The sequence below is a fragment of the Pseudomonas sp. YA1 genome (genome assembly GCF_058680555.1).
Genome location: NZ_JBZWBG010000010.1, coordinates 218,397 through 227,864, shown reverse-complemented (window position 1 = coordinate 227,864; position 9,468 = coordinate 218,397). Strand labels below are relative to the sequence as shown.

The window sequence follows — 9,468 nt, the reverse complement described above, 5'->3', positions numbered from 1 at the left end:
TTTCAGTGCCAGCCGGGAGTTTTTAGAAATCGGTTGCCGCCGCGGCTAAAAAAAACCGGCCGATATTGGCATCGGCGGCACCGGGCCGGTTCCTATACTGCGCCGCCTTTGCAGACCAGGAACCACAGCCACGATGGACATCCTCCAGAGTTCCTCCGCCGCGCCCCTCGCGCCGCGGGAAGCGGCCAACGCCCCCGCGCAGCAGGCTGGCGGCAGCTTTCAGGGCGAGCGCGTCCACTACGTTTCCGTTTCGCAGTCGCTGGCCGATGCCGCGGAAGAGCTGACCTTCGCCTTTTCCGAGCGCGCCGAGAAATCCCTGGCCAAGCGCCGCCTGAGCGACGCCCATGCGCGCCTGAGCGAAGTCCAGGCCATGCTGCAGGAGTACTGGAAGCGCATTCCGGACCTGGAAAGCCAGCAGAAGCTCGAGGCGCTGATCGCCCACCTGGGCAGCGGCCAACTGAGCAGCCTGGCGCAGCTCAGTGCTTACCTGGAGGGCTTCTCCAGCGAGATCAGCCAGCGCTTCCTGGCGCTGTCGCGGGCGCGCGACGTCCTGGCCGGGCGGCCGGAGGCGCGGGCGATGCTGGCGCTGGTCGACCAGGCGTTGCTGCGGATGGCCGACGAGCAGGGCCTGGAGATCGAACTCGGCCTGCGCATCGAGCCGCTGGCCGCCGAGGCTTCCGCCGCCGGTGTCGGCGATATCCAGGCGCTGCGCGATACCTACCGTGACGCGGTACTCGACTACCGGGGCCTGTCGGCGGCCTGGCAGGACATCCAGGCGCGCTTCGCCGCGACGCCGCTGGAGCGGGTCGTGGCCTTCCTGCAGAAAGCCCTGAGCGCCGACCTGGACAGTCAGTCGAGCCGGCTCGATCCGGTGAAGCTGGAGCGGGTCATGAGCGACATGCACAAGCTGCGCGTGCTCGGCGGCCTGGCGGAGCAGGTGGGGGCGCTCTGGCAGGTGCTGGTGACAGGGGAGCGGGGCCATGGCATACGGGCCTTCTGAATTGACCGGCGCAGTCATCGCCTTGCTCGAGAAGCGCTGGGTCGGCGTCGCCGAGGTGCAGGCGTTGCTCGAGCCGTTGCCGCTGGCCGACGTCGCCCGGCAGATCCATTTCTTCCGCGAACTGAAGCGTCTCTACCGCCTGTTGCCGGTCGAAGTGTTCGGCGACGACGAGCAGCGCCAGAATCTTTTGAATGCCTGCCAGATGGCACTCGACCTGGCGATCGAGCGCGAAGAGGAGCAGCAGCATGGACTGGGTTGAGCTGGCCGTCGCGCAGTTCTGCCAGGACCTGCGGGTGAGCGTACCGGCGCCGCTGGCGCGCGTGGTGCAACTGGATTTCGAGGACAGCGGCACCTTGCAGCTGGAACGCCATGGCGAACAGTTGTCGCTCTGGCTGGCCTGTGACCTGGCCTGGCACCAGGCCTATCGCGGCACCCTGCGGGCGTTGCGCCTGTGCCATGCGCGCGCGGCCGGGAGCCTGCCGCTGCGTTGCGCCTGGAGCGGCGAATCGCGCCTGCTGCTGTGCATCACCCTGGAAGCCCGGCAGGTCGGCATCCCGACGCTGCACCAGGCCTTGCAGGCGCTGCGCTCGGCGCGCAGCGAAGTGCTCGCCGCATGAGCCGGGTCGGTGCCTGGCACATCGGCATCGAACGGCTCGACCTGGCGCATGCCGAGCCGTTCGCGCCGCCCCTGCCGGAGCGCCATCTGCTGGCGCCCGACGGCCGGCCGGTGGAGACCCACGTCGCCAGCCTGTATCCCGCGCAGCAGGCGCAACAGCGCCTGTTCGACTACGCCCGGCCCCAGCTGGAGTTCCACGGCCTGCTGCGCCCCGGCGACTTCCGCCAGGCGCTGCGCGATCTCCGCCTGGCCCTCACGCTGCCCGGCCAGCCCGCCCTGCAGGCCGCGGCCTGCCTGCTCGGCGAGCGCGACGAAGACGAGCGACTGCTGCAAATGGCCCTGAACCTGTTGCACAAGGTATGAATCGATGACGTTGAAACCGACGCAACAGCGCCTGTTGCTGATGCTGGGCTGGTTGCACCTGCAATGCGGCCAACCGCGACGCGCCCAGGTGTTGCTGGAGGCTTTGCTGAGCGTTGCGCCGGAGCGCCGCGACGGGCGCCGCGCCTTGCTCCTGGCGTTGCTCCAGCAAGGCCTCGGCGAGCCCGCCGTGCGCCTGTGCCGGCAGTTGCAGGAGGAGGGCGAGGAGGAGCCCGGTCTGTGGCGTTGCCTGAGCCGTGCCGAACAGCTCGCCGGGCGTCTCGACGCGGCGCGTGCCGCGCACGCCCGGGCGCTGGAGCTGGAGGCGCGGGAATGAACGACCTGAGCGGGCTTCTCGGCCGGGTCGGCGAGCGCAAGGACATCCTGCTGGTGGTGTTGCTGCTGGCGGTGGTGTTCATGATGGTGCTGCCGTTGCCACCGCTGCTGCTGGACATCCTCATCGCCGTCAACATCACCATCTCCGTGGTCCTGCTGATGATGTCGGTGTACATCGGCTCGCCGTTGCAGTTCTCGGTGTTCCCGGCGGTGCTGCTGATCACCACGCTGTTCCGCCTGGCGCTGTCGGTGAGCACCACGCGGATGATCCTGCTGCAGGCCGACGCGGGGCAGATCGTCAACACCTTCGGCAGCTTCGTGGTCGGCGGCAACCTGGTGGTGGGCATCATCATCTTCCTGATCATCACCATCGTGCAGTTCCTGGTGATCACCAAGGGTGCCGAGCGGGTCGCCGAGGTCAGCGCGCGCTTTTCCCTGGATGCCATGCCGGGCAAGCAGATGAGCATCGACGGCGACATGCGTGCCGGCGTGATCGATGTCAACGAGGCGCGGGCGCGGCGCGCGGTGATCGAAAAGGAAAGCCAGATGTTCGGCTCCATGGACGGCGCGATGAAGTTCGTCAAGGGCGACGCCATCGCCGGGCTGATCATCATCGTCGTCAACATCCTCGGCGGCATCGCCATCGGCGTCACGCAGAAGGGCCTGAGCACCGCCGACGCGCTGCAACTGTACGCGGTGCTGACCGTCGGCGATGGCATGGTCTCGCAGGTGCCGGCGTTGCTGATCGCCATCACCGCCGGGATCATCGTCACCCGGGTGTCTTCCGACGAGTCGGCGGACCTCGGCAGCGACATCGGCGAACAGGTGGTGGCGCAGCCCAAGGCGCTGCTGATCGGCGGCCTGTTGCTGGTACTGTTCGGCCTGATTCCCGGTTTCCCGACCCTGACCTTCCTGGCTCTCGCGCTGCTGGTCGGCGGCGGCGGCTACTTCATGCTCTGGCGCCAGCGGGTCCAGGCCAGCGCCGGTTCCCGCGACCTGCCGGCGCTGCTCGCGCAGGGCGCCGGAGCGCCATCGGCCAAGGCGCGCGGCAAGGCTGGCGGCGGCAAGCCGAAGGCCGGGCGTCTCGCCGAGCAGGAAGAATTCGCCCTCACCGTGCCGTTGCTGATCGACGTCGATGCCAGCCTCCAGGAACGTCTCGAGGCGATGTCGCTGAACGAGGAGCTGGTGCGGGTACGACGCGCGCTGTACCTGGATTTCGGCGTGCCGTTCCCGGGTATCCACTTGCGCTTCAACGAAGCGATGGGCGATGGCGAATACCTGGTGCAGCTACAGGAGGTCCCGGTCGCGCGCGGGTGCCTGCGGCCGGGCTGGTTGCTGGTGCGCGAACGCGCCGGGCAGCTGGAGCTGCTCGCGGTCCCCCACGAGCCGGCGGAGCTGCAGGTGCCGGGAGAGGAAGCGAGCTGGGTGGAGCAGGCGCACCAGGATCGCCTGGAGCGTTCCGGCTGTGCCTGCCTGGGCCTGGAGCAGGTGCTCACCTGGCACCTGTCCCATGTGCTGCGGGAGTACGCCGAGGATTTCATCGGCATCCAGGAGACGCGCTACCTGCTGGAGCAGATGGAGCAGGGTTACGGCGAGCTGGTGAAGGAGGCGCAGCGGATCGTTCCCCTGCAGCGGATGACCGAGATTCTCCAGCGCCTGGTCGGCGAGGACATCTCGATCCGCAACATGCGGGCGATCCTCGAGGCGATGGTGGAGTGGGGGCAGAAGGAGAAGGACGTGGTGCAGCTCACCGAGTACATCCGCAGCAGCCTCAAGCGCTACATCTGCTACAAGTACTCCAGCGGCAACAACATCCTTCCCGCCTATCTGCTGGACCAGGCGGTGGAGGAGCAGATCCGCGGCGGCATCCGCCAGACCAGCGCCGGCAGCTACCTGGCCCTCGACCCGGCGATAACCCAGGCCTTCCTCGAGCGCGTGCGGCAGACCGTCGGCGATCTCGCGCAGATGCAGAACCGGCCGGTGCTGATCGTTTCCATGGATATCCGCCGCTACGTGCGCAAGCTGGTGGAGAGCGACTATGCCGGGCTGCCGGTGCTGTCCTACCAGGAGCTGACCCAGCAGATCAACATCCAGCCGCTTGGCAGGATCGTGTTGTGAGCGCCGATCCGCTGATTCCCTGGTTTCTCGCCCGCGGCCTGGTGGTGCGTCCGCACTGCCTGCGCGACACCTCGATCGCGCTCGGCTGGCAGGTCCTGACCCATGGCTGCGAACTGGCCTGGCGCTGCGACGGCGAGCGGGTCTGGATCGTGATGTTGCGTCGGCGGCAGGCGCGCAGCGGATTGGCCAATCCATTCGCCGCGCTGTACCTGCTGGCGGAGGCCACGCTCGATACGCTGGGGCCGCGCCAGCGTCTCTACGGCAAGGTCCTGGCGCTGGCCGGCAGCCCGCTGCCTGGCGAGCGCATGGCGCGCTTCTATCGCCGCTGGACCGGCGCCGCCGAGCCCGCCGACGGCTGGTTCGAGCTGGAGGCCGGGCGGGTGGTGACGCAGCGAAGCCTGCGAAAACGACAAAAACCCGACCGTGCCTGACAGGCTCCGGCGACGTCGATCCCTACCATGGGCGACATGAACGAATACACCGAAGACACCCTGCGGGCGACCGTCCAGGCCGCCGAACTGGCGATTCGCGACAGTGAGGAACGCGGCCGCCTGCTGGCGGAAATGTGGCAAGGCCTGGGGCTTGCCGCGGACGCCGGCGAGCTGCTGTTCCAGGCGCCGGAGCGAGAGCTGGCGCGAGCCGCCGAAGAGGAGCTGCTGGCCGAACTGCGGCGCATGCGCAGTTCCCAGCCGACGCAGGGCGAGCAGGGTACCCGGCCGCGGCGTCCGACGCCGATGCGTGGCTTGTTGATCTGAGGAATCACGATGGAAGTCAGAAACTTTAATGCCAGTCGCGAGCTGTTCCTGGACGAACTCCTGGCCGCGCCGGCGGCGCCTGCCAGTGCCGAGCAGGAGGAACTGCTGGCCTTGTTGCGCAGCGAGCGGATCGTGCTGGCCCACGCCGGCCAGCCGCTGAGCGAGGCGCAAGTGCTCAAGGCGCTCGCCTGGTTGCTCGCGGCCAATCCGTCCGCGCCTCCGGGGCAGGGCCTCGAGGTACTCCGCGAAGTCCTGCAGGCACGTCGGCAGCCCGGTGCGCAGTGGGATCTGCGCGAGTTCCTGGTGTCGGCCTATTTCAGCCTGCACGGCCGTCTCGACGAGGATGTCATCGGTGTCTACAAGGATGTCCTGCAGACCCAGGACGGCAAGCGCAAGGCGCTGCTCGACGAGCTCAAGGCGCTGACCGCGGAGTTGAAGGTCTACAGCGTGATCCAGTCGCAGATCAACGCCGCGCTGTCGGCCAAGCAGGGCATCAGGATCGACGCTGGCGGTATCGATCTGGTCGACCCCACGCTCTATGGCTATGCCGTCGGCGATCCCAGGTGGAAGGACAGCCCCGAGTATGCGCTGCTGAGCAATCTGGATACCTTCAGCGGCAAGCTGTCGATCAAGGATTTTCTCAGCGGCTCGCCGAAGCAGAGCGGGGAACTCAAGGGCCTCAGGGATGAGTACCCCTTCGAGAAGGACAACAACCCGGTCGGCAATTTCGCCACCACGGTGAGCGACCGCTCGCGTCCGCTGAACGACAAGGTCAACGAGAAGACCACCCTGCTCAACGACACCAGCTCCCGCTACAACTCGGCGGTCGAGGCGCTCAACCGCTTCATCCAGAAATACGACAGCGTCCTGCGCGACATTCTCAGCGCGATCTAGAGGTATCCATGAACCAGCAAGCGACCCCTTCCGACACCGACCAGCAACAGGCGCTGGAGGCCTTCCTGCGCGACGGCGGCACCCTGGCGATGCTTCGCGGACTCAGCGAGGACACCCTGGAGCAGCTCTATGCGCTGGGCTTCAACCAGTACCAGGCGGGCAAGTGGGACGACGCGCAGAAGATCTTCCAGGCACTGTGCATGCTCGACCACTACGACGCCCGCTACTTTCTCGGCCTGGGCGCCTGCCGCCAGTCCCTCGGTCTCTATGAACAGGCCCTGCAGAGCTACAGCTACGGCGCGCTGATGGACATCAACGAGCCGCGCTTTCCCTTCCATGCCGCCGAGTGCCACCTGCAACTGGGTGATCTCGACGGAGCCGAGAGTGGCTTCTACTCGGCCCGGGCCCTGGCCGCGGCACAGCCGGCGCACGAGGCCCTGGCCGCGCGTGCCGGCGCCATGTTGGAAGCCGTAACCGCGAGAAAGGATCGAACATATGAATCCGATAACGCTTGAACGCGCCGGACTGCCCTACGGGGTGGCCGACGCCGGGGATATCCCGGCGCTCGGCAGGCCGGTCGCGAGGGATGTCGAGAGTCTGCGGGTGGAGCGCCTGGCGGCGCCGGCCGCGGCTTCCGCGAGCGGTACGGGGGTGGCGCTGACGCCGCCGTCCGCAGCCAGCCAGCAGCGCCTGGAGGTCGCCAACCGTGCGGAGATCGCCAGCCTGGTGCAAGCAGTGGGCGAGGATGCCGGACTGGCGCGGCAGGTTGTGCTGGCCGGCGCTTCGACGCTGTTGTCCGCCGGCCTGATGTCGCCGCAGGCGTTCGAGATCGAGCTGGCGAAAATCACCGGCGAAGTCGAGAACCAGCAGAAGAAACTCAAGCTGACCGAAATCGAGCAGGCGCGAAAGCAGAACCTGCAGAAGATGGAAGACAACCAGCAGAAGATCAGGGAATCGGAAGAAGCCGCGAAAGAAGCCCAGAAGTCCGGTCTGGCAGCCAAAATCTTTGGTTGGATCAGTGCAATAGCTTCGATCATCGTCGGCGCAATCATGGTGGCAACCGGCGTCGGCGCGGCCGCGGGTGCACTGATGATCGCGGGCGGTGTCATGGGAGTGGTCTCCCAGTCGGTACAGCAGGCAGCCGCGGACGGATTGATCAGCAAGGAAGTGATGGAAAAGCTCGGCCCGGCACTGATGGGTATCGAGATCGCCGTCGCGCTGCTGGCGGCGGTGGTCAGCTTCGGCGGCTCAGCGGTCGGCGGGCTGGCCAAGCTGGGCGCGAAGATCGGCGGCAAGGCGGCCGAGATGACCGCCAGCCTGGCGAGCAAGGTCGCCGACCTGGGCGGCAAGTTCGGCAGCTTGGCCGGCCAATCGCTGTCGCACTCGCTGAAACTCGGCGTGCAGGTTTCCGACCTGACCCTGGACGTCGCCAACGGCGCGGCCCAGGCCACTCATTCGGGATTCCAGGCGAAGGCCGCGAACCGCCAGGCCGACGTGCAGGAATCGCGTGCCGACCTGACCACCCTGCAGGGCGTGATCGAGCGCCTGAAGGAAGAGCTGAGCCGCATGCTGGAAGCATTCCAGGAAATCATGGAGCGGATCTTCGCCATGCTCCAGGCCAAGGGTGAAACCCTGCACAACCTGTCCAGCCGACCGGCAGCGATCTGAGGAGGCGTCACATGATCGATACGCAATATTCCCTGGCGGCTACCCAGGCCGCGATCCCCTCCGAGCCGATCGCTCCCGGCGCCGCCGGGCGTTCCGTCGGCACGCCGCAAGCGGCTGCGGAGCTGGCGCAGGCGCCGGCCACGCGGGCTGACCGGGTCGAACTGAACGCTCCGCGCCAGGCGCTCGACCCGGTGCGCATGGAAGCGGCCGGCAGCGAGCTGGACAGCAGCGTCGAGCTTCTGCTGATTCTCTTCCGCATCGCGCAGAAGGCGCGCGAGCTGGGCGTGCTCCAGCGCGACAACGAGAACCAGGCGATCATCCACGCGCAGAAGGCGCAGGTGGACGAGATGCGCAGCGGCGCCACGCTGATGATCGCCATGGCGGTGATCGCCGGCGTTGGCGCGTTGGCCTCGGCGGTGGTCGGCAGTCTCGGCGCGTTGAAGAACGGCAAGGCCATCAGCCAGGAGAAGACCCTGCAGAAGAACATCGATGGGCGCAACGAACTGATCGACGCGAAGATGCAGGCGCTTGGCAAGACCTCCGACGAGGATCGCAAGATCGTCGGCAAGGTCTGGGCGGCGGACCAGGCGCAGGACAGTGTGGCGTTGCGCGCGGCGGGCCGTGCCTTCGAGAGCCGCAACGGCGCCCTGCAGGTGGCCAACACGGTGATCCAGTCCTTCGTCCAGATGGCCAACGCCTCGGTCCAGGTGCGCCAGGGCGAGTCGCAGGCGAGCGCCCGGGAAGAGGAGGTCAACGCCACCATCGGGCAGAGCCAGAAGCAGAAGGTCGAGGACCAGATGAGCTTCGATGCCGGCTTCATGAAGGACGTCCTGCAGCTCATCCAGCAGTATACCCAGAGCCATAACCAGGCCTGGCGTGCGGCGGCCGGAGTGGTCTGAGCCGTCTCCGCGCGGGAGGAAAAAGGCCACAGCGATGTGGCTTTTTTCTTAAAAGAAAAGTCTCTCAGTGACAAAAGCGATGCATAGCCCGGTGCTAGCATGCGCTGAGCTTTAGGAGGCGCCCCCATGGATTTAACGAGCAAGGTCAACCGACTGCTTGCCGAGTTCGCAGGCCGTATCGGTTTGCCTTCCCTGTCCCTCGACGAAGAGGGCATGGCGAGCCTGCTGTTCGACGAACAGGTGGGCGTCACCCTGTTGCTGCTCGCCGAGCGCGAGCGTCTGTTGCTGGAGGCCGACGTGGCGGGCATCGATGTGCTGGGCGAGGGGATCTTTCGCCAGCTCGCCAGCTTCAACCGCCATTGGCACCGTTTCGACCTGCATTTCGGCTTCGACGAGTTGACCGGCAAGGTCCAGTTGTATGCGCAGATTCTCGCGGCGCAACTGACCCTCGAATGCTTCGAGGCGACCCTGGCCAACCTGCTCGACCACGCCGAGTTCTGGCAACGCCTGCTGCCGTGCGACAGCGATCGCGAGGCGGTCGCTGCGGTCGGCATGAGGGTTTGATCGGTCCCATGAAAATCGAATCGATTCCGCCGGTGCAGCCGTCCCAAGACGCAGGAGCCGAGGCGGTGGGGCATTTCGAGGGGCGTTCGGTGACCCGCGCGGCCGTTCGCGGCGACGACCGTTCCAGCGTGGCCGGGCTGGCGCGCTGGCTGGCGCGCAACGTGGCTGGCGATCCGCGCAGCGAGCAGGCCTTGCAGCGCCTCGCCGACGGCGACGGCACGCCGCTGGAGGCGCGCACGGTCCGGCGCAGGTGAGGTG

Annotated in this window: 14 protein-coding genes; all 14 read left to right on the top strand. The window is 67.1% G+C overall.

The window, feature by feature from the left end; all coding sequences use genetic code 11:
- The first annotated feature begins 133 nt into the window (after positions 1-133).
- The 14 genes from popN to exsE all read left to right on the top strand — a co-directional run bounded on the left by popN (position 134) and on the right by exsE (position 9,464).
- A complete protein-coding gene (gene popN, locus AC4OR5_RS16445; RefSeq protein ID WP_003087692.1) occupies positions 134-1,000 on the top strand; it encodes a SctW family type III secretion system gatekeeper subunit PopN in 867 nt (288 codons plus the stop codon).
- Complete coding sequence (pcr1, locus tag AC4OR5_RS16440) at positions 981-1,259, top strand: Acr1 family type III secretion system gatekeeper subunit Pcr1 (protein WP_003087693.1); 279 nt, start codon at positions 981-983, stop codon at positions 1,257-1,259. Before popN ends, pcr1 begins: the two co-directional genes overlap by 20 nt.
- The gene (gene sycN / locus AC4OR5_RS16435) at positions 1,246-1,617 is read left to right on the top strand and encodes a type III secretion chaperone SycN (RefSeq protein WP_003087694.1); all 372 of its coding nucleotides are present in this window, start codon (positions 1,246-1,248) and stop codon (positions 1,615-1,617) included. Before pcr1 ends, sycN begins: the two co-directional genes overlap by 14 nt.
- Positions 1,614-1,979 (top strand): type III secretion system protein PscX, encoded by a 366-nt coding sequence (gene pscX / locus AC4OR5_RS16430; RefSeq protein WP_003140044.1) that lies wholly within the window; start codon positions 1,614-1,616, stop codon positions 1,977-1,979. Before sycN ends, pscX begins: the two co-directional genes overlap by 4 nt.
- Positions 1,980-1,983: 4 nt before the next feature.
- Positions 1,984-2,313, top strand: coding sequence for a type III secretion system chaperone PscY (gene pscY, locus AC4OR5_RS16425; RefSeq protein WP_003122863.1), 330 nt, complete (start codon positions 1,984-1,986; stop codon positions 2,311-2,313).
- Positions 2,310-4,430 carry a SctV family type III secretion system export apparatus subunit PcrD gene (gene pcrD, locus AC4OR5_RS16420; RefSeq protein ID WP_058160691.1) on the top strand — a complete coding sequence of 707 codons (2,121 nt, stop codon included), beginning with the start codon at positions 2,310-2,312 and terminating at the stop codon, positions 4,428-4,430. Before pscY ends, pcrD begins: the two co-directional genes overlap by 4 nt.
- Positions 4,427-4,861: an LcrR family type III secretion system chaperone PcrR gene (pcrR, locus tag AC4OR5_RS16415; RefSeq protein WP_058160689.1), complete on the top strand. Its 435-nt coding sequence runs from the start codon at positions 4,427-4,429 to the stop codon at positions 4,859-4,861. Before pcrD ends, pcrR begins: the two co-directional genes overlap by 4 nt.
- A 27-nt stretch (positions 4,862-4,888) precedes the next feature.
- Positions 4,889-5,185, top strand: coding sequence for an LcrG family type III secretion system chaperone PcrG (gene pcrG, locus AC4OR5_RS16410; protein ID WP_003100790.1), 297 nt, complete (start codon positions 4,889-4,891; stop codon positions 5,183-5,185).
- Positions 5,186-5,194: 9 nt separating this feature from the next.
- On the top strand, positions 5,195-6,079 hold the full coding sequence (gene pcrV / locus AC4OR5_RS16405) for a type III secretion system needle tip protein PcrV (protein ID WP_034015647.1): 885 nt from the start codon (positions 5,195-5,197) through the stop codon (positions 6,077-6,079).
- Between the two features lie 8 nt (positions 6,080-6,087).
- On the top strand, positions 6,088-6,594 hold the full coding sequence (pcrH, locus tag AC4OR5_RS16400; protein WP_003087708.1) for a SycD/LcrH family type III secretion system chaperone PcrH: 507 nt from the start codon (positions 6,088-6,090) through the stop codon (positions 6,592-6,594).
- The gene (popB, locus tag AC4OR5_RS16395) at positions 6,575-7,747 is read left to right on the top strand and encodes a type III secretion system translocon subunit PopB (RefSeq protein ID WP_003087710.1); all 1,173 of its coding nucleotides are present in this window, start codon (positions 6,575-6,577) and stop codon (positions 7,745-7,747) included. The genes pcrH and popB overlap by 20 nt, the downstream gene beginning before the upstream one ends.
- An 11-nt stretch (positions 7,748-7,758) precedes the next feature.
- On the top strand, positions 7,759-8,646 hold the full coding sequence (gene popD / locus AC4OR5_RS16390; RefSeq protein WP_023095814.1) for a type III secretion system translocon subunit PopD: 888 nt from the start codon (positions 7,759-7,761) through the stop codon (positions 8,644-8,646).
- A gap of 126 nt (positions 8,647-8,772) precedes the next feature.
- Positions 8,773-9,210 (top strand): type III secretion system regulatory chaperone ExsC, encoded by a 438-nt coding sequence (exsC, locus tag AC4OR5_RS16385; protein ID WP_003100769.1) that lies wholly within the window; start codon positions 8,773-8,775, stop codon positions 9,208-9,210.
- Positions 9,211-9,218: 8 nt separating this feature from the next.
- Complete coding sequence (gene exsE, locus AC4OR5_RS16380; RefSeq protein WP_003109506.1) at positions 9,219-9,464, top strand: T3SS regulon translocated regulator ExsE; 246 nt, start codon at positions 9,219-9,221, stop codon at positions 9,462-9,464.
- The last annotated feature ends 4 nt before the right edge of the window (positions 9,465-9,468 follow it).

Coding starts and splice junctions, on each gene's coding strand:
- popN (WP_003087692.1), top strand. CDS start 134: ATGGACATCCTCCAGAGTTCCTCCGCCGCGCCCCTCGCGCCGCGGGAA.
- sycN (WP_003087694.1), top strand. CDS start 1,246: ATGGACTGGGTTGAGCTGGCCGTCGCGCAGTTCTGCCAGGACCTGCGG.
- pcr1 (WP_003087693.1), top strand. CDS start 981: ATGGCATACGGGCCTTCTGAATTGACCGGCGCAGTCATCGCCTTGCTC.
- popB (WP_003087710.1), top strand. CDS start 6,575: ATGAATCCGATAACGCTTGAACGCGCCGGACTGCCCTACGGGGTGGCC.
- pscY (WP_003122863.1), top strand. CDS start 1,984: ATGACGTTGAAACCGACGCAACAGCGCCTGTTGCTGATGCTGGGCTGG.
- exsE (WP_003109506.1), top strand. CDS start 9,219: ATGAAAATCGAATCGATTCCGCCGGTGCAGCCGTCCCAAGACGCAGGA.
- pcrH (WP_003087708.1), top strand. CDS start 6,088: ATGAACCAGCAAGCGACCCCTTCCGACACCGACCAGCAACAGGCGCTG.
- pcrD (WP_058160691.1), top strand. CDS start 2,310: ATGAACGACCTGAGCGGGCTTCTCGGCCGGGTCGGCGAGCGCAAGGAC.
- popD (WP_023095814.1), top strand. CDS start 7,759: ATGATCGATACGCAATATTCCCTGGCGGCTACCCAGGCCGCGATCCCC.
- pscX (WP_003140044.1), top strand. CDS start 1,614: ATGAGCCGGGTCGGTGCCTGGCACATCGGCATCGAACGGCTCGACCTG.
- exsC (WP_003100769.1), top strand. CDS start 8,773: ATGGATTTAACGAGCAAGGTCAACCGACTGCTTGCCGAGTTCGCAGGC.
- pcrV (WP_034015647.1), top strand. CDS start 5,195: ATGGAAGTCAGAAACTTTAATGCCAGTCGCGAGCTGTTCCTGGACGAA.
- pcrG (WP_003100790.1), top strand. CDS start 4,889: ATGGGCGACATGAACGAATACACCGAAGACACCCTGCGGGCGACCGTC.